General features: G+C 58.0%; 22 protein-coding genes and 1 pseudogene. 6 read left to right on the forward strand and 17 right to left on the reverse strand.

From position 1 onward, the window contains the following. Window positions 1-11: 11 nt before the first annotated feature. The 10 genes from BM395_RS01845 to BM395_RS01890 all read right to left on the reverse strand — a co-directional run bounded on the left by BM395_RS01845 (window position 12) and on the right by BM395_RS01890 (window position 9,710). Window positions 12-1,118: a flagellar basal body P-ring protein FlgI gene (locus tag BM395_RS01845; protein ID WP_069899175.1), complete on the reverse strand. Its 1,107-nt coding sequence runs from the start codon at window positions 1,116-1,118 to the stop codon at window positions 12-14. A gap of 8 nt (window positions 1,119-1,126) precedes the next feature. After that, entirely contained in the window at window positions 1,127-1,822 is a 696-nt protein-coding gene (flgH, locus tag BM395_RS01850; RefSeq protein ID WP_090508677.1) for a flagellar basal body L-ring protein FlgH, read from the reverse strand. Window positions 1,823-1,875: 53 nt separating this feature from the next. Then, window positions 1,876-2,661 (reverse strand): flagellar basal-body rod protein FlgG, encoded by a 786-nt coding sequence (gene flgG, locus BM395_RS01855; RefSeq protein ID WP_069899179.1) that lies wholly within the window; start codon window positions 2,659-2,661, stop codon window positions 1,876-1,878. 46 nt (window positions 2,662-2,707) lie between these two features. Then, window positions 2,708-3,448 (reverse strand): flagellar basal body rod protein FlgF, encoded by a 741-nt coding sequence (locus BM395_RS01860; RefSeq protein WP_090508678.1) that lies wholly within the window; start codon window positions 3,446-3,448, stop codon window positions 2,708-2,710. 241 nt (window positions 3,449-3,689) lie between these two features. Then, the gene (gene flgE, locus BM395_RS01865) at window positions 3,690-5,051 is read right to left on the reverse strand and encodes a flagellar hook protein FlgE (RefSeq protein ID WP_069899183.1); all 1,362 of its coding nucleotides are present in this window, start codon (window positions 5,049-5,051) and stop codon (window positions 3,690-3,692) included. Between the two features lie 43 nt (window positions 5,052-5,094). Beyond that, window positions 5,095-5,769, reverse strand: a complete 675-nt coding sequence (gene flgD, locus BM395_RS01870) for a flagellar hook assembly protein FlgD (protein ID WP_069899185.1) — start codon at window positions 5,767-5,769, stop codon at window positions 5,095-5,097. Between the two features lie 20 nt (window positions 5,770-5,789). Then, the gene (gene flgC, locus BM395_RS01875) at window positions 5,790-6,236 is read right to left on the reverse strand and encodes a flagellar basal body rod protein FlgC (RefSeq protein ID WP_069899187.1); all 447 of its coding nucleotides are present in this window, start codon (window positions 6,234-6,236) and stop codon (window positions 5,790-5,792) included. Window positions 6,237-6,250: 14 nt separating this feature from the next. Next, window positions 6,251-6,658 (reverse strand): flagellar basal body rod protein FlgB, encoded by a 408-nt coding sequence (flgB, locus tag BM395_RS01880; protein WP_090508679.1) that lies wholly within the window; start codon window positions 6,656-6,658, stop codon window positions 6,251-6,253. 1,186 nt (window positions 6,659-7,844) lie between these two features. Continuing rightward, entirely contained in the window at window positions 7,845-8,672 is an 828-nt protein-coding gene (gene cheR / locus BM395_RS01885; RefSeq protein ID WP_069899191.1) for a protein-glutamate O-methyltransferase CheR, read from the reverse strand. Window positions 8,673-8,774: 102 nt separating this feature from the next. Continuing rightward, window positions 8,775-9,710 (reverse strand): chemotaxis protein CheV, encoded by a 936-nt coding sequence (locus BM395_RS01890; RefSeq protein WP_069899193.1) that lies wholly within the window; start codon window positions 9,708-9,710, stop codon window positions 8,775-8,777. A gap of 76 nt (window positions 9,711-9,786) precedes the next feature. On the opposite strand from BM395_RS01890, the gene flgA reads away from it, so the two are divergent. From flgA to BM395_RS01910, 4 genes are all read left to right on the forward strand, one after another. Next, window positions 9,787-10,530 carry a flagellar basal body P-ring formation chaperone FlgA gene (gene flgA, locus BM395_RS01895; protein WP_090508680.1) on the forward strand — a complete coding sequence of 248 codons (744 nt, stop codon included), beginning with the start codon at window positions 9,787-9,789 and terminating at the stop codon, window positions 10,528-10,530. 191 nt (window positions 10,531-10,721) lie between these two features. Next, window positions 10,722-11,042 carry a flagellar biosynthesis anti-sigma factor FlgM gene (gene flgM, locus BM395_RS01900; RefSeq protein ID WP_069899197.1) on the forward strand — a complete coding sequence of 107 codons (321 nt, stop codon included), beginning with the start codon at window positions 10,722-10,724 and terminating at the stop codon, window positions 11,040-11,042. A 93-nt stretch (window positions 11,043-11,135) separates the two neighbouring features. Next, the gene (locus tag BM395_RS01905; protein WP_090508681.1) at window positions 11,136-11,606 is read left to right on the forward strand and encodes a flagella synthesis protein FlgN; all 471 of its coding nucleotides are present in this window, start codon (window positions 11,136-11,138) and stop codon (window positions 11,604-11,606) included. A gap of 70 nt (window positions 11,607-11,676) precedes the next feature. Further along, window positions 11,677-12,426, forward strand: a complete 750-nt coding sequence (locus BM395_RS01910) for a flagellar brake protein (RefSeq protein ID WP_090508682.1) — start codon at window positions 11,677-11,679, stop codon at window positions 12,424-12,426. Window positions 12,427-12,432: 6 nt separating this feature from the next. On the opposite strand, the gene BM395_RS01915 is transcribed toward BM395_RS01910, so the two are convergent. The 4 genes and pseudogenes from BM395_RS01915 to BM395_RS01930 all read right to left on the reverse strand — a co-directional run bounded on the left by BM395_RS01915 (window position 12,433) and on the right by BM395_RS01930 (window position 16,936). Next, entirely contained in the window at window positions 12,433-13,050 is a 618-nt protein-coding gene (locus BM395_RS01915) for a TIGR04282 family arsenosugar biosynthesis glycosyltransferase (protein ID WP_090508683.1), read from the reverse strand. After that, the gene (locus BM395_RS01920) at window positions 13,047-13,739 is read right to left on the reverse strand and encodes a TIGR04283 family arsenosugar biosynthesis glycosyltransferase (RefSeq protein ID WP_090508684.1); all 693 of its coding nucleotides are present in this window, start codon (window positions 13,737-13,739) and stop codon (window positions 13,047-13,049) included. The genes BM395_RS01915 and BM395_RS01920 overlap by 4 nt, the downstream gene beginning before the upstream one ends. Before the next feature lie 383 nt (window positions 13,740-14,122). Next, window positions 14,123-15,427 (reverse strand): annotated as a pseudogene (locus BM395_RS01925) (MFS transporter); the annotation flags it as partial. A gap of 267 nt (window positions 15,428-15,694) precedes the next feature. Next, the gene (locus BM395_RS01930) at window positions 15,695-16,936 is read right to left on the reverse strand and encodes a glutamine synthetase family protein (protein ID WP_170860548.1); all 1,242 of its coding nucleotides are present in this window, start codon (window positions 16,934-16,936) and stop codon (window positions 15,695-15,697) included. Window positions 16,937-17,381: 445 nt separating this feature from the next. Between BM395_RS01930 and BM395_RS01935 the strand changes: the two genes are divergently transcribed. Together BM395_RS01935 and BM395_RS01940 are read left to right on the forward strand one after the other, a co-directional pair. Then, a complete protein-coding gene (locus tag BM395_RS01935; protein WP_244528910.1) occupies window positions 17,382-18,116 on the forward strand; it encodes a hypothetical protein in 735 nt (244 codons plus the stop codon). Window positions 18,117-18,318: 202 nt separating this feature from the next. Further along, window positions 18,319-18,543: a hypothetical protein gene (locus BM395_RS01940; RefSeq protein WP_090508687.1), complete on the forward strand. Its 225-nt coding sequence runs from the start codon at window positions 18,319-18,321 to the stop codon at window positions 18,541-18,543. An 84-nt stretch (window positions 18,544-18,627) separates the two neighbouring features. Here BM395_RS01940 and relA read toward each other — a convergent pair whose 3' ends face one another. From relA to cysM, 3 genes are all read right to left on the reverse strand, one after another. Then, the gene (gene relA, locus BM395_RS01945; RefSeq protein WP_090508688.1) at window positions 18,628-20,871 is read right to left on the reverse strand and encodes a GTP diphosphokinase; all 2,244 of its coding nucleotides are present in this window, start codon (window positions 20,869-20,871) and stop codon (window positions 18,628-18,630) included. A gap of 229 nt (window positions 20,872-21,100) precedes the next feature. Next, the gene (gene rlmD, locus BM395_RS01950; RefSeq protein ID WP_090508689.1) at window positions 21,101-22,456 is read right to left on the reverse strand and encodes a 23S rRNA (uracil(1939)-C(5))-methyltransferase RlmD; all 1,356 of its coding nucleotides are present in this window, start codon (window positions 22,454-22,456) and stop codon (window positions 21,101-21,103) included. Then, window positions 22,456-23,361, reverse strand: a complete 906-nt coding sequence (cysM, locus tag BM395_RS01955) for a cysteine synthase CysM (RefSeq protein ID WP_090508690.1) — start codon at window positions 23,359-23,361, stop codon at window positions 22,456-22,458. The genes rlmD and cysM overlap by 1 nt, the downstream gene beginning before the upstream one ends. Window positions 23,362-23,603 lie beyond the last annotated feature (242 nt).

A 23,603-nucleotide genomic window follows, 5' to 3' on the forward strand; every position in this document is an offset into this window, starting at 1 on the left:
GCCTAACCTGCTTAAATCACGATCAGGTCGGCTTGCAACGCACCGGCCTGCTTCAACGCTTCAAGAATGGCCATCAGGTCGGATGGCGCTGCGCCCACCTGATTAACCGCACGTACAATTTCATCCAGCGTGGTGCCAGGGCCAAACTTGAACATCGGTTTGGTTTCTTGCGTGGCATCGACCCGCGAGCGCGGCACAACGGCCGTCTGGCCACCGGACAAGGCATTCGGCTGGCTGACAATCGGGTCTTCGGTAATGGTTACGGTCAAGCTGCCATGCGTGACTGCCGCAGGCTGCACGCGCACATTCTGGCCAATAACAATGGTGCCGGTACGCGAGTTGATGATGACCTTGGCCACGGCCTGACCCGGTTTGACCTCGATATTTTCCAGCACCGACAAATAGTCGACGCGCTGGCTGGTATCCAGCGGCGCACTGACCCGCACCGACCCGCCATCAATTGCCTGCGCCACACCTGGCCCGAGCAGATCGTTGATCTGGTCGACAATATGCTTGGCGGTGGTGAAATCCGGGCGATTGAGGTTGAGTGTCAGCGTGTTGCCCTGATCAAAACCGCTCGGCACAGTCCGCTCGACCGTAGCGCCGCCCGGAATACGCCCGGCGGATGGCACGTTCACAGTGATTTTCGATCCGTCGCCACCTTCGGCGTCAAAGCCGCCGACCACCAGATTGCCCTGCGCGATGGCGTAAACATTGCCATCGATACCTTTAAGCGGCGCCATCAACAGGCTACCGCCGCGCAAACTTTTCGAGTTACCAATCGAAGACACAGTGATGTCGATCGTCTGCCCCGGCTTGGCGAATGCAGGCAGGTCAGCATGAATGGAAACCGCCGCGACGTTCTTCAACTGCACGTTGCCACCGGCCGGCACCTTGATGCCGAACTGGGCCAACATATTGTTGAAGGTCTGCACCGTGAATGGCGTCTGGGTGGTCTGGTCGCCCGTGCCATTCAGGCCCACAACCAAACCGTAGCCGATCAGCTGGTTAGTGCGCACGCCCTGAATAGTGGCGATATCCTTGAGCCGTTCAGCTTGCGCCATTGCAGCCAGCGACAGGGCCAAAACACCGAGCAACCATTTCGACAAGGTATTCATCGGCAACCTCAAAATGGCCACAGCGGGCTTATGAAAAACTGATCAAGCCAACCGGGTTGGCTGGCATCGGCGAAGGCGCCGGTACCGGAATAAGTGATGCGCGCATCAGCAACCCGGGTCGAGGAAATGGTGTTATCGGTGGCCACGTCGTCCGAGCGCACCAAGCCGGCAATGCGTACCAGCTCATCGCCGGTATTGAGCGTCAGCCACTTTTCGCCGCGTACAGAGAGAATCCCGTTCGGCAGCACTTCGGCGACGGTAACGGTGATCGAGCCGCTCAAGCTGTTGCTCTGGTCCGCCTGACTGTCACCTTTGGTCGCCCGGTTGCCGCCGTATTCGGCGCCCAAGGTCAGGCTGTTATCCGAGAACGGGTTAGAGCCGCTGACGGTGCCGCCAAACAGCGAGGTCAGGCCAAGCTTGGTGCTGCTGTCTTTTTTGATCTGCGAGCCGGCATTTTTGCTGGCCTGGGTTTTCTCGTTGAGCGTGATGGTGATGATGTCGCCCACGCGGTAAGCCTTGCGGTCACCGTACAGATTGTTCTCGAAACCTGACTGATAGATCGAGCCATTGTTCTGCGCCGCCGGCAGTGGCGTGCGCGGCAAAACCGGCGCGTAATACGGGTCGTTAGCCTTGGGCGGTGGCGAAATACAACCACTCAGGGCGACCGCGCTTAACGCTGCGAATATCAAATTTAACCGGTTCATTACTGCATCCTCGCGGCGCGTTCAATCAGTGTGTCTGGCGAAGCCAATCAGCATTAAAGGTTCTGGGAAACAAAGCTCAGCATCTGGTCTGCGGTGGAAATCACTTTCGAGTTCATCTCGTAAGCACGCTGAGTGGTGATCATGTTCACCAACTCCTCAACCACGCTGACGTTGGAGTTCTCCAAGGTGTTCTGCAATGTGGTGCCCAAGCCGTTCAAGCCCGGAGTCCCCACCTGCGGCGCACCACTTGAAGAGGTTTCCAGGAACAGGTTGTTGCCCATTGCCTGCAAACCAGCCGGGTTGATGAAGTCGGCAATCTGCAAGTTGCCCACGACCTGCTGCTGCGGGCTGTCTGGGGTGGTTATCGAAACCGTGCCGTCTTCACCCACGGTGAAGGTGCTGACGTTATTCGGCAGAACAATCGCCGGCTCAAGCGCAAAACCGTTGGAGGTAACGATCTGGCCATCCGAATCCAGGTGAAAGGTGCCGTCACGGGTGTAAGACACCGTGCCATCGGGCTGCAATACCTGAAAGAAGCCGCGACCGTTAACCGCCAGATCCAGCGGCTGATCGGTGGTTTGCAGGCTGCCAGCGGTAAAGTTTTTCTGGGTGCCGACAATGCGCACACCGGTGCCCAGCTGGAGGCCGGAAGGAAGTTGGCTGTCCTGGCTGGACTGACCGCCAGGTTGCCGGCGGATCTGGTACAGCAAGTCCTCGAACTCGGCGCGATCACGCTTGAAGCCTGTGGTCGAAACGTTGGCCAGGTTGTTGGAAATGGTGGTCAGGTTCATGTCCTGTGCGGACAAACCTGTCTTGCTGACCCACAAAGCCGGAAGCATATCGAATCTCCTCTAGCGACGTTTTCACGGCGCTATGTACTGTTGATTAGCTAAGTTGCAAAACCCGCGCCATCGACGAAGCATTGTCTTCGGCGGTGCGCATCATCTTCACTTGCAGTTCGAATTGACGGGACAGAGACAGGATGGCGGTCATCTCTTCCACCGCGTTGACGTTGCTGGACTCAAGGAAGCCCGACGTCACGCTGACAGCGCCATCCGCCAGCAGCGGCTGCGCGCCTTTGTAATGGATCATGCCGTCAGTGCCCTTCTCCATCTGCTTGAGATCCGGGTTAACCAGCTTCAGGCGGTCGACTTCAGCCAGCACACTTGGTCCCTCGCCCAAGGCACGGATACTGATAGTGCCGTCTTGGCCGATCTCGACTTTTTGCTCTGGCGGCACGGCAATCGGTCCGGCATTGCCCATCACCGGCAAACCGTTGCCGGTGCGCAATACGCCCAGCGCATCGACGTTCAGGCTGGCGGTGCGCACATACGCTTCGCTGCCATCCGGCGCCTGCACCGCCAACCAGCCGTCACCGCCCACGGCTACATCCAGGTCGCGCCCAGTTTCCTGCAACGAGCCGGGGGTGAAGTCGGTGCCTGGCCGCTCGCTCATGGCAAAAACACGGGATGGAAAAGTGTCGCCAAACATCGGCATCGAACGCGCCTGCTCGAAATCGCGGCGAAAGCCACTGGTCGAGATGTTCGCCAAATTGTTGGCGTGGGCACGTTGTGCAAGGGTGTTGTTTTGGGCTCCAGTCATGGAGACGTACAGCATCTTGTCCATGTTCTTCTCCGAGATAGGCTTGCCGCCTGCTGCTCTATACAAGCAATACAGCAAAGGCTGTGCCAACCCTCGAATAAAAACAATAAACCACTGATTTACAACGATTTTATAAACAAAAAAAGACGCCAAAAGGCGTCTTTTAAAATGGCTGTCGGCGATCGTTTGCCGCTACCGGCAACGCGCTTTGCCAAGCCGGCACCGCCCGGCTCAGGTGACCCAAGCCGGACGGGAGCCGAGACTATCAACGCAGGTTGATGATGGTCTGGGTGACTGCACTTTCGGTTTCGATGGTTTTGGCATTGGCCTGATAGTTACGCTGCGCAACGATCAGGTTAACCAACTGATCAGACAGCTCCACGTTGGAGTCTTCCAGCGCGCCGGCCTGCAACGAACCCAGCGTGCCGCTGCCCGGCGGATTACGCACCGGCTCACCCGACTCGGACGACTGCACCCACTGCGTCTTGCCGATTGGCGACAATCCTTGCACATTCGCAAAGTTGGCCAGTACCACCTGCCCCTGCACCTTCGATTGCCCGTTGGTGTAGCGCGCGAATATCTGCCCGGTCTCATCAATCTGCAAGCCAGCCAGCTCGCCTGTGGTGTAGCCGTTCTGGCTGACACTGTTGACCGCGAACGAGCTGGAGAACTGGGTTGAGCCGCGCATGTCGAACTTGAACCCAGTCGCCGCAGCGGTCGAACCATTGGCTACAAATGTGCCGGAACCGGCAGGCTGCTCAACAGCCGGCGTCCAGCTGCCCGGACCAAAGTCCAGCACGCCTGGAGTGGTGGTGGTTACCGAGGCCGGTGTTGCCACCGGTGTGCCAGGCGCTGGGCCGACCAGCGTATCGGTTGGCACCGCACTGACCAGATTACCCGCGGCATCAAAAGACACGTCAAACGAGTACGGCACGCCCGGATTAGCCGCATCCAAGTCTGGACGCTGGCCATCCACCAGCACCGACATGGTCCACTGGTTGGAAGTACCCTTGGTGAAGTACTGCGTCATCACGTGGGCGTTGCCCTGTGAGTCGTAGATATTGGTCGAGGTCGACGAGTTGTAAGTCGTCGGGTCGGCCGGATTGAACGGCGAGTTGGTCGGCGTGGTGCTGGTCGAGTTGAGGTTGAAAACCTGGCCGACTTCACTGGTCGGCTTCGGCGCCTGACTGGCCGTCTGCACCTGCAGGTTACCAACCACACCCGGCTGCAGAACGCCGTTGGCATCAACGGTGTAGCCCTGCAAGTTGTTGCCGGTGTTATCGACAATAAAGCCATTGGTATCGGTACCGAAATAGCCGGCACGGGTGTAGCTCAACGCACCGTTATTACTGACCTGAAAGAAACCGTTGCCGTTAATGGCAAGGTCCAGCGCGTTCTGGGTGTAATTGATGTTGCCCTGATTGAACAGCTGCGCAACGTTGCTCAGCAGCACGCCGCTGCCGGTGGCATTCTTACCCGTACCCAAAACCGATGAGGCATACACATCGGCAAACTCGGCCCGCGACTGCTTGAAGCCTGCGGTGCCGGCGTTGGCGATGTTGTTGCCCGTGATATTGAGGTCACTGGTTGCCGCGCGCAGGCCGCTGAGACCAATATTAAACGCCATGCAATACTCCTTTGCCGGCAAAACCGGCGATTAAATACCTGGATTACTCACCAATGACCTGCACTGAAGACAGAGCAACGCTGCCCAGCCCCGCGAGGTTGAGCATCAATTCGCTGCCACCCAAGGTGACGCTGTCGACGTTCGCCGGCAGCATCGTGTAGAGCCCCTGATTACCGTCTGGGTAACTTGCCTGCGCCTCGAACTTGTATTTGCCGGGCGGCATCAAATTGCCGTCGCTGTCCTTGCCATCCCAAATGAAGCTGACATTGCCAGCCTCTTGCGCCCCCATGTTGATCCGGCCCACCGCCGCACCCGTAGAGTCGGTGATGTTGACGAACACGTTACTGCTGCTGACCGGCAACAACAGGCTGGCCTTGAAGCTCTGGCTGGTATCGACCACCGCGCTGTCGGTCGGCACAATCACCTTGCGCCCCACCAGAGACGAGGCCTGCAAGGCCTGCGAAGACTGGTAGCCGGAAACCAGCGAATCGACGCTGCCGTTAAGTTGCTGGATCCCTTCTACCTGGCTGAACTGCGCCAGCTGGGCGATGAACTCGCCGTTACCTTGCGGCTCCAGCGGGTTCTGGTTATTCAGTTGCGCCACCAGAAGGTTAAGGAACTGGTCCTTGCCCAACTCCTCGCCGCTGCCGGATTGCTGCTTGACCGAGTACTGGTCAAGCACCGAAGCGCTAACACCACTTGTGCTATCAATGCTCATGGACTTCCCTCACGGATGGCTCACTGACCCAGGGTCAGGACCTTCTGCAACATTTGTTTGGCGGTATTCATCATTTCGGCGTTGGTCTGAAAAGCCCGGCTGGCAGAGATCATGTCGGCCATTTCTTCAACCACATTGACGTTCGGGTAGTAGACGTAGCCGTCTTTATCCGCCGCCGGATGGTTCGGCTCGTAACGCGGCATCAAGGTGCTTTGATCTTCGACAATACCCAGCACCTGCACACCACGACCGGCTTCATCCTGCTCGGCGAACAGCGAGCCACGGTCACCGCCTGCCGCCTGCTGGCCGAGCACGGTGGCAAACACCGGGTGGCGCGCGCGATAGGTCTGATCCAGGCTTGAGGACACGGTTTCGGCGTTGGCGATGTTGCTCGAAATGGTATTGAGGCGCGTGCTCTGAGCACTCATACCGGTACCGGCAATATTGAATACGCTTGCTAGTGACATGGCATCAGGCTCCTTTATTCGCCGCGCAGGGCGCTGACGAGCCCTTTGAATTTACTGTTGAGCAAGGTAAAGCTGGCCTGGAAATCCACCGCGTTCTGCGCGTAGTTGGATTGCTCAAGCTGCTCATCGACGGTGTTCTGATCCAGCGAAGGGCTAAGCGGTGTGCGGTACTTTAGGCTCTCAGTGCTGAACGACACCGTGTCGGCGGCAATGTGCCGGCTGTTGGTCACGTTGAGGCCGCTCATGGCGTTCTTGTTGGCGCCCGCCTGCTCGGCGAGTACCGAGGCAAAGTCGAGATCACGCGCCTTGTAGTTAGGCGTGTCAGCGTTAGCCATGTTGTTGGCCAGCACTTCTGCACGCTGAGCGCGGAAGCCCAGTGCTTTTTCGTGGATGCCGAGAGCGCTTTCGAAGCTGATGCTCATACTCAGGAACCTTTGCCGTTAGCCTTGCCAGTTGATCTGTGCAAGTCATATAGCAAACCCTGTGCCAGTATTAAAAACCCATATAAATCAGCATCTTGGATATTTAAAGCAGCAAATAAAGAGGCAAAGCGGCAAGGCTTTTCCGCATGCGGCAAGCAGATTCGCCAACCTTGCCGCCCATCACATCGAAGCAAAACCAATCCAAACCGCCCCCAAACCAACCCAAACCGGAGGATGGATAGCCCCATCGGGGCAATCCGTCAGGCGATATCGGCAACAACACATAAATCACCCAAGGAGGCATCACGGCGCACGCCCCGAATTCCGAGCCATACACCCCGCATCGAGCATAATCAGCCGCAACCGACAGATCGCCATGACGGATTAGCCTGCGGCTTATTCATCCTCCGGTTTGGTCCGCCGTGGTCCGCCGTTGGCGGGGCGCAGGATTTACGTTGGCGCAGCGATCACCACACATCCGGAGGATGGATAGCCCCTACGGGGCAATCCGTCGGGCGATATTGGCGGCAATGCATGGTTCACGCGAAGGGGTATCACGGCGCACGCCCGCATTTCGAGCCATGCACCCTGCCCCCAGCAATATCCAGCCGCAACCGGTAGATCGCTATGACGGATTAGCCTGCGGTTTATCCATCCTCCGTCGTGGTCCGCCGTGGTCCGCCGCGGGTGGGGCGCAAAATTTACGCTGGAGCAGCGCTCACCACACAACCGGAGGATGGATAGCCCCAACGGGGCAATCCGTCGGGCGATATTGGCGTCAATGCATGGTTCACGTGAAGGAGGCATCACGGCGCACGCCCCGAATTCCGAGCCATACACCTCGCATCGAGCACAATCAGCCGCAACCGACAGATCGCTATGACGGATTAGCCTGCGGCTTATCCATCCTCCGTCTTGGTCAGCCGTAGTCCGTCATGGTCCGCCGTGGGTGGGGCGCAGGATTTACGCTGTTGCAGCGTTCGTCGCACAACCGGAGGATGGATAGCCCCTGCGGGGCAATCCGTCGGCCGATATTGGCGGCAATACATGGTTCACGCGAAGGGTGCATCACAGGTCTCGCATCAAGCAAAACCCGTGCATACCCCGAATACAAAAATGACGGATTAACCAGCGGTTAATCCGTCATTCATCAAACATCAGCAAAGCACCGGGTGTAACGGGCGAATCACTTAACCTTATAAATGATGCCCGGGCTGCACTGCACCATCTGGAACAATTCCGGCAGGCCGTTAAGCGCCTCCGATGCGCCCAACACCAGATAACCGCCCGGCTTCAATGTGGCGTGCATGCGGGTGAGGATGTCGCGTTTTACCTCGGCCGAGAAGTAAATCAGCACGTTGCGGCAAAACACGATGTCGAACTTGCCCAACCCGGCGTAGCTGTCGAGCAGGTTTAACGGGCGAAACTCGACACGGCTTTTGATTGCCGGCTTAACCTGCCAGCGACCTGGCGCCTTCACATCGAAATAACGATTGAGCCGGTCTGGCGACAAGCCACGGCCAATGGCCAGGCTGTCGTACTCGCCGGTCTTGCAGTTTGCCAGCATCGACGGCGACAGGTCGGTCGCGACAATCTGCACGCCGCCGCGCAACTGACCGATGTTGCTCTTCTCGAATTCATCGATGCTCATCGACAGCGAATAGGGCTCCTGCCCCGACGAACAGGCGGCCGACCAGATGCGCAAACGCTGGCCGGGGAACGTCTTGATCATCTCGGGCAACAGACGCTTCTTCAGCACTTCGAAGGGGTACGTATCTCGAAACCACAGCGTTTCGTTAGTGGTCATGGCATCCACAACCTGCTCGCGCAAACCACTGCGTGGAGCGCTCTGCATGCGCTGAACCAACTCACCGAGCGTTGTGATGCCGTGCTGGGCCATCAACTTGTTCAGCCGGCTGGACACCAGATACTGCTTGTTGGCACCCAACAGAATGCCGCAAGCCTTTTCCAGAAAAGCCCGGAACTGATCAAAATCCAAATTACCTGAAGACAATCGTCAGCCCTGCTTAATATGAAAGTCTTGGCGACTTTACATGAGTTGTATAACAAATGACCAATATCCGGCAGCGTACTGCCGCCGGATGCTCGAGCCAGCTTACGCGGGCTCGACGGCACCATTGATGCGCTCGACGACTCGCATCGCCAGATCATCGGGGCGGAACTTGGCCAGGAAATCATCCGCGCCAACCTTCTTGACCATTGCCTGGTTGAAGACACCAGACAACGAGGTGTGCAGCAGAATGTGCAAACCAGCCAAACGGCTGTCCTCACGAATAGCCGCAGTCAGGGTGTAGCCGTCCATTTCCGGCATTTCGATGTCGGATATCAGCATCAACAATTCATCGCTGGGCGAGCGGCCTTGATCGAGCATGCCGCGCAGATAATCCAGCGCCTGACGCCCATCATTCAGGGCCGTGACCTCAACACCCACAGTCTGCAGACAACGCATGACCTGCTTGCGCGCCACCGATGAGTCATCGACGATCAACACATGCTTGTTCACCGCAAGGTCCTGGGTCTGCTGATCGACAACCCCGACCGAGATAACCTCGGATGTCGGCGACACTTCAGCCAGAACCTTTTCGACGTCAATGATCTCGACCAGATTATTCTCCAGCTGCGTCACTGCCGTCAGGTAATGGTCGCGGCCGGTTCCCTTGGGTGGTGGATGAATCGCTTCCCAGTTCATGTTGACGATGCGTTCTACCGCACCGACCAGAAACCCCTGAACCTTGGTGTTGTATTCGGTGATGATCACAAAGCTGCTTTCAAGGTCTGCCAGCGCACGTTTGCCGGTTGCCATCGACAGGTCAATAATCGGAATCGTGCCGCCACGAATATTCGCAACGCCACGCACCACAGGGTTCGAGCGCGGCATGCAGGTGAGTTTCGGGCACTGCAGCACCTCTTTCACCTTGAACACGTTAATCCCGTAGATCTGCTTGCCGTTAAGGCGAAACAGCAACAGCTCCAGGCGATTCTGGCCGACCAGCTGCGTGCGCTGGTTGACTGAATCCATGATACCGACCATACCCAAACTCCTTTGCCTGAGTAACCAACATTGCGCTCAGTCGTGCAGACGGCACGGGGCTTGCTTTTGACTTCGCATGAATGCAAAAACGACGACATACTGGCGCCGATCACTTCAAGGCCGCTACCTGACAGGCGCATTAATTGGCGCGCTGAGCCTTTCAGCACAGGCAACAACCTTGTCTGACCAGCTTATCGGCGCGACCCGCGAGTTTCTTGAGCTGTCCGTGAGCGACTATTTACAGCGCAGCTCTATCAGCGGCCGTCATGAGATCGAGATCAAGCGCATAGACCCGCGTTTGCGCCTGCCGACCTGCGACAATGATTTGACTGTCACCCTCGAAAGCCCCAGCGAGCCCGTGGGCCGTGTCACCATGCGCGTGCGCTGTGACAGCACAGCCCGTTGGACGGTGTTTGTACCGGGCGAGGTACATCTGTATCGCGACGTGGTGATCGCCCAGCGCCCACTTAAACGACGAGCGGTATTAAGTTCGGCAGATATTGCACTGGCCGAACGCGACATCGGCAGCCTCAATCAAGGCTATCTGACCTCGCTTAATCAGGCGCTCGGCAAAAAACTGACGCGCACCCTGCGCCCGGATCAAGTGCTTACACCGGCCACAATCGAACTGGCAGAAGCGGTCCGGCGCGGCGATCAAGTCACCATCACCGCCAGCTCGGGTGGCATTCAGGTCAGAATGCCCGGAGAAGCGTTGTCTGATGGCGCAGTCGGCCGCCAGATCAACGTGCGTAATGTGCGCTCGAGTCGGGTGGTCAAGGCACGCGTAACCGGGCCGGGACAGGTTGAGGTCAACATGTAAGTGGCGCGCGTCTGGTTAATGGAGGTGCAGGCTGTCGGTTAAGCGCTTGCTGGATTAAACTGCGCGACAGGCATCACCCGAAATACCGGCTTCGCCTTGCCAATGAGATTTTTTATCAAAAAGGCTAAAGTTTTTGCGAATGAGACCGAAATACTGTGTAAGCGTCCATTCACTGCCTGAGGTTTCGAACTATGGTCATCGACTTAAATCGCCCAATCAACGCACCTACTCCGGGTAATACCGGCCGTACCGGCGCAGCCAAATCTGGCACTGATACGATTAAAGACCCGGCCACCAGCGCTGCCGAAACCGGCAAGGCCGCAGGCGGCGAGTCCGTCAAGCTCAGCAGTGAAGCCCAGCACATGCAAAAAGCCACGGAAGACCTGAAATCAACGCCGGTTGTCGACAGCGAGCGTGTAGCCAAACTCAAGCAAGCCATTGCCGACGGCAGCTACCAAATAGACAATCAGCGAGTTGCCAGCAAACTGCTGAACCTAGAATCCCAGCGCTAGCCCACGGGCGGCCCTGGTGTGTTGGACGCCTGACAGCCGGAAACACAGGCAGTTACTGCCTGCGCGACCGTCTGCAACTACCTAGAGCCTGTGATGCACGACACCAAACTGTTGCAGTTGATTCACGCCGACATAATCACTGCCGAGCAACTTGCCGAATTGATCGACCGCGAGTTCACGGCCCTTGGCGAGCGTGACCTGAAACAACTCGACAGCCTTCTGAGCGCGAAAACGCCGCTGCTGGCGCTGCTCGATCAGAATGCCAAGGCCCGTAGCCAATTGTTACTGGAACTGGGCCTGACGGCAGATCGCGCCGGCCTGCAAAGCGTCGCCGCCAACAGTGGCGTCGGTGCTGACTTGCTGACACAAAGCGAAGCCCTGTCCCTGTTGCTCGAACGTTGCCAAGCTGGCAATCTTCGCAACGGCCGTTTGATCCGCACCAGCCAGGCATCGACCCGATCAATGCTCGGCATCCTGCGCGGCAACGACAGCGCCCCAACGCTCTACGACAGCACCGGTGGCACCTCTCGCACCGGGCAGCAACGACCACTGAGCCAAGCTTAAATAATAAGACGCCGCCGACCTGATGCACTCGCTGCGTCCGACCACGGCATGTCATGGAGAATTATCTAGCGTGTCCAGCCCTTTCCAAGATGCAGACGGCCCGCAGCCACCGAAGCTGCTTAAAGCCCATGCAGAGATCGTCGCCAACTTGCGCCTCCTGCAAGACAGCAATCAGCCGTTGGTACTCAGCTTCAATGGTCGCAACCAGCGCTTCCAGAGTTTCATTGTGGAGGTCGACAGTGACAACGGACGCCTGGTCCTGGACGAGCTAGTGCCCAACGATGGCGAGCGTTTCCTCAAAAACGGCGAGCAATATGCGGTTCAGGCGTTTCATGATGGCGTGCGCATCGCCTGGGAATGTAACCGCGCAACCCAAATCACCGATAAGGGAGACTCGCGCTGCTACATCGCCCCTTTGCCGCTGGAAATAAGCTACTACCAGCGCCGCAGCGCCTATCGCGCACCACTCAAGCAATCGGACGTAGTCGAGATTGAACTGGCGGGAAACAAACTGCGCAAAGCCCTCAATGGGGGACTTCAGGATATCTCGGCGACGGGCTGCAAGCTGAAGATCAAGGGCGATGTCAGCGAGTCACTGCAATCCGGCCAGGTGTATGAAAAGTTCACCGCCAAACTGCCGTTTGGCGCGATCACCACGGCGGTGGAACTGCGCCATATCAGCTATGACGAAAAACTTGATACGACCATCGTTGGCGCCCGCTTCTACCGGATGGAAGGATTGATTCAGCGCAATATCGAGCGTTTCGTCTACCAACTCCAGCGTGAGGCACGCCGCTTCGAAAGCGAAAGCTTTCTCTGAGCAGACTCACACCTCGATGCGAATCCCCAGGCTTGCCAAGCGTGGCAAGTCTTCCGGGCGATCGACATCCCATAACGGGTCCAGCAGATGATGCGCCCAACCGAGCTGGCGCAAACGCTGGCAGGTTTTGCGTAAAACCTTCTCTGTGCCCCAAGGCATATCACTGAACAGCAGCGGATCGAGCTGGCGCAAGCCGAGCAACACATAACCGCCATCTTCGGCCGGGCCAATCACCGCAGGATTCTTGCTCAGCGCGGAACAGGCTTGTTGCAGGTATTCGCCATCCAGCGCGGGGCAGTCATTGCCGATCAGCATGACCGCGTCGCTACCGGCGAGCCCCAAGGCAGCAATGGTTCGCATACGCTCGCCAAGATCACCGGCCGGCTGCTCCACCAGCGTCCAGCCATGCTCATCGGCAAGCTCCTGAACGCTTTCATCCGGGCCGTCGTCCAGCCAGATAAAACGGTCACTGAAACCCTCTGCCGGCAGGCGCATCGCCCGCTCCAGCATCAGGCGCTGCAAGTCGCATGAACCCTCAGGCCCCAACGCCGGGATCAACCGGGTCTTTACGCGCCCGGGAATGGGCGAGCGTGCGAGCATGTGCAGTGAAATCGACAAACTCATGAGCGAGAACCTCGCTGATAGTCGCGCGCTAATTGATCGGGATTAGCGCCGCAATAATAGGCCAAACGCAGCCTCCACATTAGCCATACAGTACGCCAAACTCCGTTGGTCTCCCAACGCCGGCTTGAGGTCAGCAAGGCCGGACGCAAGCAGACTGGGCGCTGCAGACGCTTCATGCGGCGACTCAGTTCGATGTCTTCCATCAGGGCAATATCGGCAAAACCGGCATGTTGCGCAAACGCCTCGCGCTTGATGAATATCGCCTGATCACCGCTGGCGACACCGGTCAGCCGCGAGCGCAGATTGATCATCGTCGCAATCAGGCGCAAAGACGGCCCGGCGCCGGAGAGCCGCACATCAAATCGCCCCCAAAGCGGACGTTCACGCAGGGTATCAAGCAAACGTTGCAATGCGGCTGCACTCACACGCGTATCGGCGTGAACAAACCACAGGTACTCGCCGCTGGCAGCCGCCGCACCGGCATTCATCTGCCGGGCGCGGCCAGGCGCACTTTGCAGCAATTTATCGACCAGTGGCGCGACCCGCTCAGGGGTGCCATCGGTGCTGCCGCCATCGACCACGATGATCTCGGCACCGGCGCTGCGTAACGGCGCCAGGTCGTTCAGCAGCAGCGGCAACGCCTCTCGCTCATTACGCGCAGGAATCACGATACTGAGCAGCTCAGCCATTATTAATCCCGCTTATCAGGGTTGGCGGGCGCATCGTTCTCGGTTCCAACCGAGTTGGCGCCGTCAATCGCCTCACCCTGCGACAGCGTACCGGCGAGAGGCGTGCCTGCCGCTGGAATGCTCACTTGCGGTTCTGCCGAGCCGGGCTCTTCTGGCTCAGAGGAAGCGTCAGCTTGCTGTTCATCGGTCTCGCCAAGGGGAATGTCGGTGTAAAGATCCTGAATACTGGCGCTGTCTATCTGGGTGGTGCCAGCCGCCCAGACCTCGCTCACCTCAGGCTCTACAACGGCCAGATCCACGCTGGCCAAATGCACGTTACCGACATCGGTTGCCGCGCCGATAACCACCTCGGCGGCCGCAGCAGCCTCGGCTTCGAAGATCGCCGCAGCGGCTTCATCTGCTTCGCGCTGTGCGCAAATCTCTTCAGGCTCATCGCACATTTGCTCCTGCACGAAGTGCTCGTCGATACGCGGGTCGAGCGCGGCAACCAACGGCGAACTGGAGATGGCATCGGGCATGGCAATGTGGTGCAACGGCGCTTCCTGTACCTGATGATCGTTGGTGACGTTCTTGCACTTAACCCGCCAGAACAACAGCAGGCCACAGCCGACAAAGAATGCGTAAAGCATATTTGGGCCGTAGAAGCGCATTAGTACGCCTACCAGCAGCGGGCCAATCGCCGCTCCCAGGCCGAATGTCACCAGCAGCATTACGGTGAGCGAAACCCGACGCTCGTTCTCGACGTGATCGTTAGCAAACGCCACAGCCAACGGATAAAGACAGAACAGCAACATGCTCACGGCAAAGCCGGCGGCAAACAGGCCCCAAATAGGTAACTGCGCAAAAATCGCCAACGGCAGCGCGGCGATAGCCAAAAGCCCCGAGCAGGTACGAATCAATTTAACCCGGTCAATCCGGTCCGAAAGCCAACCCAGCGGCCACTGAACGATAAGCCCGGCAAAAATACAGCAGCCCATGAACATACCGATTTGCTCGGTCGTGAGGCCATAGCGCGCGCCGTATAAAGGTGCGAGACCATAGAACGAGCCAATCATCAAACCGGCAACCGCAATCGTCAGCAAAGACAGCGGCAAACGCTTAAGGAAGAAGCGCATCTCGATAGGCGCCGGATGCAGCGCGGCCGGGTGGAGTTTTTGCGTGAGCGCGACCGGCACCAGACACAAGGCAAAACACAGAGCGATGATCATTAAGAGATCAGTGCCCAAACCGGGGTGCACGACCAGCACCAACTGACCAAAAATAAGCCCCATATAGGAGGCGCCCATGTAACAGGCGAAAACCTGGCCACGCTGCTGGGTATCGGCCTGCTCATTGAGCCAGCTCTCGACCACCATGTACTGGCACATCATGCACACACCCACCAGCAAACGCAGGGCGATCCATATCGGCAGGGAATCCGTCAGGCCGTGCACCAATACAGCTGCTGTCACCACGCCCGCGCAGGCAACATAGGCGCGGATATGCCCGACCCGGGCAATCAGGTGATGGCCAAGTTTGCCGCCCACCACCAGACCCAGATAGTTGGCCGCCATCAAGGCACCCACCCAAAAACCATCGGCTGTTTCTGCAAGGCGCAAGCCCAAATACGTACTTAGCAAGCCCGAACCGAAAAGCATCAACAGACTGGCGAAATACAATGAACTAAACGACTTCAAAATCAGGGTCATGGCCGCTGAAAAACTCCTAAGTAGCAGCTGCGCGAGCAACAGGGCTCAAACACAGAGATGGGCACGCATGTGCAGGCGATATGAGGATAGACGCAGCGTAAGGATGCGAGGTTACGTGAAAGCGCGCAGCCTAACGAATTAGCGGTTCAAACGCCGTATAAATCTGAAAAATCACCTCACAACAGGGATTCATCATGAAAAAAGCCAGTTGCAGAGTGTGCAACTGGCTTTTTTGAAGCGGTCAGGTGACTGAACCAATGACGCTAATCAGGCATGAGCCGCCAGTACGCGGCGCTCCCAAGGCGTGATCTCTTCAAAGAAGCTGGTCAGCTCCATGTTTTTGGTGGCGATGTAGCCTTCGACAAACTCGGCGCCAAAAGTTTCGACAGCCAACTGACTATTCTGCAGGCGTTCAATAGCCGACTGCATATTGTTCGGCAGCTTCATCTCGCGCGGCACATCGAAGTCGCCCTGAATCGGCGGGGTCGGCTGCAACTCGCGCTCAAGACCGTGCAGGCCCGCCGCCAAGCTGGCAGCCAGCGCCAGATACGGGTTGGCGTCAGCACCGGCCAGACGGTTCTCGACCCGTCGCGCAACCGGCGAACTTGCCGGAATACGCAAGCCTGCCGCGCGGTTGTCTTCCGACCAGCACGCATTGTTGGGCGATGCATAGGGGTGGAACAGGCGCTGATAGGAGTTCACGTGAGGCGCAAACAGCAAGGTGAAATCGGCCATCGCAGCCTGCTGGCCGCCAATAAAGTGATAGAACGCCGGTGTAGCCTCACCATTAGCAGCGGTAAAGATATTCTTGCCGGTGCCCTGCTCGACCACGCTCTGGTGAATGTGCATCGAGCTGCCCGGCGTGTTGGCCAACGGCTTGGCCATGCACACCACGGTCAGGCCGTGCTTGAGGGCAACCTCTTTAAGCAGGTGCTTGAACAGGAACGTCTGGTCGGCGAGCAGGAGCGGATCACCGTGCAGCAGGTTGATCTCGAACTGACTAACACCCATCTCATGCATAAAGGTGTCACGCGGCAGGCCTACCGCCTCCATGCATTTATACACTTCGCTGAAGAACGGTCGCAGGCCACTGTTCGAGCTGACGCTGAACGCGCTGCCGCCATCTTCACGGCGGCCATCAAGACCAACCGGCGGCTGAAACGGTTTTTGCGGATCCGGGTTGGCGGCAAAGATGAAAAACTCAAGCTCGGTAGCGACCACGGGCTGCCAGCCGTGCGCGGCATAACGCGCCACTATTTTCTTCAGCAGTCCACGGGTCGAAAGGCCTGAGCTGTTGCCATCAAACTCATCCGCATCACAGATGGCGAAGGCACGCGGCGTGTCACTCCAAGGCAGGCGATGAATTTGCCCGGCCACTGCATTGAGGGCCAGATCGCTGTCATCACTGCCATAAAACTTGGCTTCGGGGTATCCACCCATCATGCACTGCAGCAATACGCCGCGTGCCAATTGCAAACGACGGCCTTCGAGAAAGCCATCGGCGGTCATCACCTTCCCGCGCGGAACACCATTGAGGTCAGGGGTTACGCATTCAATTTCATCAACGCCGCGAAGTAGTTCTTCCAGTGCAGGGCGGCTAGCGGTGCTCATGTTTTCTTATCCTTATTTGCGCGAAAAACGGGGGTTTAGAGACTGCGCGTACAAAATACGCACCAGCTGTTCAAGATATCAAGCACATACACCGTACTTTTGCGGGTTGTGTGCGCTGCGAGATCAATTTCATCAATTAATTCGATATTTAAAACCTATCTTAAAAATCCCACAAGCGCTTAAAAAAACGCCTCAAAAAACCCATAGAAGGCCGCGCTAGAGCGGCCATAACCAACTATTAAAAACATTGATAATTACCATGCTCACTCGTGTCTTCTTGATCAAATTCTTTTAAGTGAAACTAAACCCATCAACTTACATCGCCCCCACGAGGAGCAACACAATGAAAAAGCAAATCCTAGCTAGCGTGATCCTGGCCACCCTTACCACCAGCGCTTTTGCCTTGCCACTGACTACCCCAACAGTGGACTCCGCCACCATCAGCATCGCGGCTGACGGCGCAGACCATGTTGGCGTCAACCGTGTTGCCGAAGACGGTTTCGACCGCACCAGCATTAACCGTATTGCCGAAGATGGCTTTGATCGTACCGGCGCTAACCGCGTAGCCGAAGACGGTTTTGACCGCACCGGCGTCAATCGCGTCGCTGAAGATGGCTTCGACCGTACCGGCGCTAACCGCGTAGCCGAAGATGGTTTTGACCGCACTGGCGCTAATCGCGTCGCTGAAGATGGCTTCGACCGCACCGGCGCTAACCGCGTTGCCGAAGATGGTTTTGACCGCACTGGCGCTAATCGCGTCGCTGAAGATGGCTTCGACCGCACCGGCGCTAACCGCGTTGCTGAAGACGGCTTTGACCGCACTGGCGCCAACCGCGTAGCCGAAGACGGTTTCGACCGCACTAGCGTGAACCGCGTTGCTGAAGATGGTTTCGACCGCACTGGCGCTAACCGCGTAGCTGAAGACGGTTTCGACCGCACTGGCGCTAACCGCGTAGCCGAAGACGGCTTTGACCGTACCGGCGTCAACCGCGTTGCCGAAGACGGTTTCGACCGCACTGGCGTTAACCGCGTTGCCGAAGACGGTTTCGACCGTACCGGCGCTAACCGCATCAGCTAAGCAGTACCCAGGCTCCTCGCCATTACCCAGGCGTGCTGTTAGCCAGATTAAAAAGGCGCCCTACCCGGCGCCTTTTTTACGTCTGCATGAATCTGCTTTTAACCCTTAGCGATTACCTTGAATGGCCTCACGATAACGGTCTGGCTTGCATATACGCCAAAATGACTTAATAAATGAAGTGTCCCCACTCAAGGTGAACACCATGACTTTTGTCGCACAGTTTTCCGAAGAGCAATTGCCGCTCGAGCGCATGCAGGAACAAGAAGTGTGTTTCGAGTGTGGCGGCAAGCTGTCCAACAGCGCCGTTTACTACAACGGGTTCGCCAATCATCACCATCAAAAATCGATCCTGCTCCACCCCGGTTGCGCGGCGGTGATGGGCCAGCGACTGATAACCGATGGCTACCCCAATCGCCGCAAAAGCTGATTGAGTAACACCGCTAAAAGCGTTGCCGGAACGGATTGCACAAGCGCCCCGTCCCGACAGTTCGGTCCGACAGTTCAGTCGAAGTTATGAGACCGAGCGCAGGCGTCGTGCTTCAATGATATTCGGCAACTGCGAGATGCGCCCAAGCAAGCGACCCAAGGCATCCAACCCCGGAATCTCGACGGTAATCGACATGGTCGCGGTGTTGTCGTTTTTGTTGGACTGGGTGTTAACCGCCAACACATTGAGCTTCTCGTTGAGCAGAATCTGCGTGACGTCACGCAGCAACCCCGAGCGGTCGTATGCCTTGATGACCACATCCACCGGATAGGTTTGTACCGGCACCGGGCCCCATGTCACCTGAATGATCCGCTCCGGCTCGCGCCCGGCCAGTTGCAGCACCGAGGCACAGTCCTGACGGTGGATACTGACGCCACGCCCCTGAGTGATGTAGCCCACAATCGGATCGCCCGGCAATGGCTGACAGCATCCCGCCATCTGTGTAAGCAGGTTGCCGACGCCCTGAATCTGAATATCGCCGCGTTTGCCCGGCTTGAAGCCCAGCGCTTTACGTGGAATAAGCTCCAGTTGCTCGCTGCGCTCCGGCTCGACCATCTGCTGGGCAAGGTGCATCACATGCACCACGCGCACATCACCTGCCCCGAGTGATGCGAACAGGTCTTCGGCGGTCTTCAGATTGGCTTTCTCAGCCAACTTCTCAAAGTCGACAGAGGGCAAGCCCAGCCGGCCCAACTCACGCTCAAGCATGGCTTTACCCGCCGCCACGTTCTGGTCGCGGTCCTGCATCTTGAACCAGTGAACGATCTTCGCCCGCGCCCGTGACGTGGTCACATAGCCGAGGTTGGAGTTCAACCAGTCACGGCTTGGCGTGCCATGCTTGCTGGTGATGATTTCGACTTGCTCGCCGGTCTGCAGGCTGTAAGTGAGCGGCACAATGCGCCCGTTGATCTTTGCGCCCCGGCAGTTATGGCCAATCTCGGTGTGCACCCGATAAGCGAAGTCCAGCGGCGTGGCGCCTTTGGGCAAATCGATTGCGTGGCCATCCGGGGTGAATACATACACCCGGTCGGGTTCGATATCCACGCGCAACTGCTCAGCCAACCCGCCGATATCACCCAGTTCTTCATGCCACTCGAGCACCTGACGCAGCCAAGAGATTTTCTCTTCGTAATGGTTGGAGCTCGAGTTGACGTCGGTGCCCTTGTAGCGCCAGTGCGCACAAACACCCAGCTCAGCCTCTTCGTGCATGGCGTGGGTACGAATCTGTACCTCCAGCACCTTGCCTTCCGGGCCAAGCACGGCGGTGTGCAGCGAGCGGTAACCGTTCTCTTTGGGGTTGGCGATGTAGTCGTCAAACTCCTTGGGAATGTGCCGCCACAGGGTGTGCACGATACCCAGCGCGGTGTAGCAATCGCGCACGGCGGGCACCAGCACACGAACTGCACGGACATCGTATATCTGACTGAACTGCAGGCCTTTGCGCTGCATCTTCCGCCAGATGGAATAGATATGCTTGGCACGCCCGCTGATATCGGCCTCGATGCCGGTATCGGTCAACTCCGAGCGCAGCTGGCTCATGACCTCGTTAATGTAATGCTCGCGGTCGAGGCGGCGCTCATGCAGCAGAGTTGCGATCTGCTTGTACTGTTCCGGCTCAAGGTAGCGGAACGACAAGTCCTCCAGTTCCCACTTGATATGGCCGATGCCGAGGCGGTGCGCGAGCGGCGCATAGATGTCGAACACTTCACGGGCAACACGCTGGCGCTTCTCGTCGTCAGCTTGCTTGACGGCGCGAATGGCGCAGGTGCGTTCGGCCAGTTTGATCAGTGCCACGCGCACATCATCGACCATTGCGATGAGCATTTTGCGCAGGTTCTCGACCTGAGCCTGCGAGCCCAGAACCAATGAATCACGCGGGTTCATACTGGCGCTGATGGCGGCCATGCGCAGCACGCCGTCGATCAGTTTGGAAACCACCGGCCCGAAACGCTGATGAACATCGGCCAGGCTGAAAGTGCCCTCGCGAACACCCCGGTAGATGAGTGCAGCGACCAGGGAGTCCTGATCTAGGCGCAGGTCGGCGAGAATTTCGGCAATCTCCAGCCCCACGCGGAAACTCGACGCGCCCTCGGCCCAGAGATTCTGCGCCGCGTTGGCTTGCTGTTCAGCTTCGCGAGCAAACACGCAGGCCTCACGCAAAGCATTGCGGTCAAGTGCCGGATCAACGCTCAGCACGTGATCCAGCCAGGCCTCAAGGTTGATGCTGCCGTCTTCGTTGATCGGCTGATGCGCTCTCACTTGAACCATGTCACTTACCTTCCCTACGGTGTACATCTGTTACACCGAGTCATACCCAGCCTTCTTCGGGCCGGTGGTTAAACCACGTCAGACGGATCCTTCACGTCCGTGAACGTCATAAGCTGTGATCAATCAATATAGGCCCTTGCAAGGCCAGCGCAATCACAAAACGGCCACAACTTATAACTGTATTTACCGCACTTACCGGGTTTAATCGCTGCTCAATCCACAACAGCGCTTAACCCTTTACAAATAACGCCATCGCCTCGACATGCGCCGTTTGCGGGAACATGTCGAGAATGCCGGCACGCTCCAGTCGATAGCCCTGCGCCTGCAACTCAAGGCTGTCGCGGGCCAGCGTCGTCGGGTTGCACGACACATAAACCACCCGCTGCGCACCCAGACTCGCCATCTGCTTGACCACCTGATACGCGCCATCACGCGGCGGATCGAGCAGCACGGCAGCAAAACCACCGGAGGCCCAATCAGCCGCTGCCAATGGCTCGGACAAATCCGCGCAATGCACCTCAACGTTTTCCAACTGATTGCTGCGGGCATTCTCGCGAGCCCGCTCAACCATGCCTTCAACGCCTTCAACCGCCACAACCTGATCGGCGAAACGCGCCAACGGCAAGGCAAAATTACCCAGACCGCAGTACAGATCCAGCACCCGCTCACCGGCTTTAGGCGCGAGCCAGGCTAATGCCTGAGCGACCATTGCCTGATTCACCTGTTCATTGACCTGAACAAAGTCACCTGGCCGATAGGCGAGTTCGACATTCCACTCGGACAATGCAAACGCCAATTGGTGCTCAGGATTTAACGGCGCCGGATCACCCGCGCCTTGCAACCAGAGCTGCGCATCGTGAGCGGCGCAAAAATCCTGCAACCGCGCCGTGTCGGCATCGCTTAACGCCTGGGTGTGGCGCACCAGAACCGCGCAGGCGGTGCCACTGAATAACTCGACATGACCAATCGACTGCGGCTTTTCAAGGGCCGACAGCGTCTCGGGCAGCGCACGCAAAATTGGCTGCAAGGGCTGTACCAGTACCGGACAGTCGTCTATCGAAATGATGTCCTGACTGGAAGCCGCGCGAAAACCCACACTCAACTGACGACTTTTACTGTCCATGCGCACGGCAATCCGGCAGCGCCGGCGATAGCCAAACTCGGCGCCAGACAACGGCTCGGCCCACGTTTGCGGTGCGAGGCCTTCAGCCAGGCGACTGAATTGCTCGGCCAACAGGCGCTGCTTGAGCGCCAACTGATCGGCGTGGCTCATGTGCTGCACGCTGCAACCGCCGCAGGTTTTAGCGTACTGACACGGCTCGTCGCGGCGCTCGGCACTGGCCTGCAACACCCGCTCGGTACGCGCCTCGACGACCTGACTGCGCGCGCCGACAACCCGCGCCTCAACCTGTTCGCCAGGCAACGCGCCGGAAACAAACCAAGTGCGGCCCTCGATAAAGGCAATGCCACGGCCATCGTTGGCCAGCCGCTCAACCGCCAGCTTCTGCTTTTTGCCCACAGGGACTTGTGGCGCACGCGTGCCGCCGCTCGGCTGGAAGCGCAGGCCCGAGGTTTTCTTGGCCATCAGGCGTGCGGCGTGTCGTACACGCCCGTCGAAAGATAACGGTCGCCACGGTCACAGATAATCGCCACCATCACCGCGTTTTCTACCTGCTTCGACAACTCCAGCATCGCGGCTACGGCGCCACCGGACGAGACGCCACAGAAAATACCTTCTTCACGGGCCAAGCGGCGCATGACGTTCTCGGCTTCGAGCTGGGTCATGTCGACAATTTGATCAACCCGCTCAGACTGGAAAATCTTCGGCAGGTATTCTTCCGGCCAGCGGCGGATGCCCGGAATGGCGGAGCCTTCCTGCGGCTGCAAGCCAATAATCTGCACGTTGGGGTTTTGCTCTTTGAGGTAATGCGAAACCCCCATGATCGTGCCGGTGGTGCCCATCGAGCTGATGAAATGCGTCACCTGCCCCTGGGTTTGCCGCCAGATTTCCGGGCCGGTGCCGGTGTAATGCGCTTGTGGGTTATCGGTGTTGCCGAACTGGTCGAGCACCTTGCCACGGCCGCCGCGCTGCAGGCTTTCAGCCAGATCCCGCGCACCTTCCATACCGTCTTCGCGCGATACCAGAATCAGCTCGGCGCCATAGGCCGTCATGGCCGCCTTGCGCTCGGCTGTCGAGTTGTCCGGCATGATCAGGATCATCTTGTAACCCTTGATCGCCGCCGCCATCGCCAGCGCAATACCGGTGTTACCGGAGGTCGCCTCAATCAGCGTATCGCCCGGCTGAATATCGCCGCGCAACTCCGCTCGGGTAATCATTGAAAGCGCCGGACGGTCTTTTACCGAGCCCGCCGGGTTATTGCCTTCAAGCTTGACCAGCAACGTATTGGAGGTTTCCCCTGGCAAGCGCTGCAAGCGCACCAGCGGGGTCTCACCGATACAATCGGCGATAGTCGGAAACTGCAAAGTCATGGCGTCAATCGAGTCCGGGCAACAACAGGGGCGCCTATAATACCGGCAAACAGCGCCAGCCGATAATCGACTAAAGCCCTGCCCTGCATTTCAGCCAGATTTGCGGACGATTAACCGGCAGATCGCGCGTTAATACCGCGCGCCATGAAACACCCGAATACGCTTTTGGCCACGCTGTATAGGGTCATCAAGCAAGAAAGTGGTTTAATCACGCTCTGGCGGCCACCAGTACGCCACCACTC

The sequence above is a fragment of the Pseudomonas marincola genome, from assembly GCF_900116605.1.
GTDB classification, from domain to species: domain Bacteria; phylum Pseudomonadota; class Gammaproteobacteria; order Pseudomonadales; family Pseudomonadaceae; genus Aquipseudomonas; species Aquipseudomonas marincola.

Coding starts and splice junctions, on each gene's coding strand:
- BM395_RS01845 (WP_069899175.1), bottom strand. CDS start 1,118: ATGAATACCTTGTCGAAATGGTTGCTCGGTGTTTTGGCCCTGTCGCTG.
- flgH (WP_090508677.1), bottom strand. CDS start 1,822: ATGAACCGGTTAAATTTGATATTCGCAGCGTTAAGCGCGGTCGCCCTG.
- flgG (WP_069899179.1), bottom strand. CDS start 2,661: ATGCTTCCGGCTTTGTGGGTCAGCAAGACAGGTTTGTCCGCACAGGAC.
- BM395_RS01860 (WP_090508678.1), bottom strand. CDS start 3,448: ATGGACAAGATGCTGTACGTCTCCATGACTGGAGCCCAAAACAACACC.
- flgE (WP_069899183.1), bottom strand. CDS start 5,051: ATGGCGTTTAATATTGGTCTCAGCGGCCTGCGCGCGGCAACCAGTGAC.
- flgD (WP_069899185.1), bottom strand. CDS start 5,769: ATGAGCATTGATAGCACAAGTGGTGTTAGCGCTTCGGTGCTTGACCAG.
- flgC (WP_069899187.1), bottom strand. CDS start 6,236: ATGTCACTAGCAAGCGTATTCAATATTGCCGGTACCGGTATGAGTGCT.
- flgB (WP_090508679.1), bottom strand. CDS start 6,658: ATGAGCATCAGCTTCGAAAGCGCTCTCGGCATCCACGAAAAAGCACTG.
- BM395_RS01890 (WP_069899193.1), bottom strand. CDS start 9,710: ATGGTCGGTATCATGGATTCAGTCAACCAGCGCACGCAGCTGGTCGGC.
- flgA (WP_090508680.1), top strand. CDS start 9,787: ATGAATGCAAAAACGACGACATACTGGCGCCGATCACTTCAAGGCCGC.
- flgM (WP_069899197.1), top strand. CDS start 10,722: ATGGTCATCGACTTAAATCGCCCAATCAACGCACCTACTCCGGGTAAT.
- BM395_RS01905 (WP_090508681.1), top strand. CDS start 11,136: ATGCACGACACCAAACTGTTGCAGTTGATTCACGCCGACATAATCACT.
- BM395_RS01915 (WP_090508683.1), bottom strand. CDS start 13,050: ATGAGTTTGTCGATTTCACTGCACATGCTCGCACGCTCGCCCATTCCC.
- BM395_RS01920 (WP_090508684.1), bottom strand. CDS start 13,739: ATGGCTGAGCTGCTCAGTATCGTGATTCCTGCGCGTAATGAGCGAGAG.
- BM395_RS01930 (WP_170860548.1), bottom strand. CDS start 16,936: ATGACCGCCGATGGCTTTCTCGAAGGCCGTCGTTTGCAATTGGCACGC.
- BM395_RS01935 (WP_244528910.1), top strand. CDS start 17,382: ATGAAAAAGCAAATCCTAGCTAGCGTGATCCTGGCCACCCTTACCACC.
- BM395_RS01940 (WP_090508687.1), top strand. CDS start 18,319: ATGACTTTTGTCGCACAGTTTTCCGAAGAGCAATTGCCGCTCGAGCGC.
- relA (WP_090508688.1), bottom strand. CDS start 20,871: ATGGTTCAAGTGAGAGCGCATCAGCCGATCAACGAAGACGGCAGCATC.
- rlmD (WP_090508689.1), bottom strand. CDS start 22,456: ATGGCCAAGAAAACCTCGGGCCTGCGCTTCCAGCCGAGCGGCGGCACG.
- cysM (WP_090508690.1), bottom strand. CDS start 23,361: ATGACTTTGCAGTTTCCGACTATCGCCGATTGTATCGGTGAGACCCCG.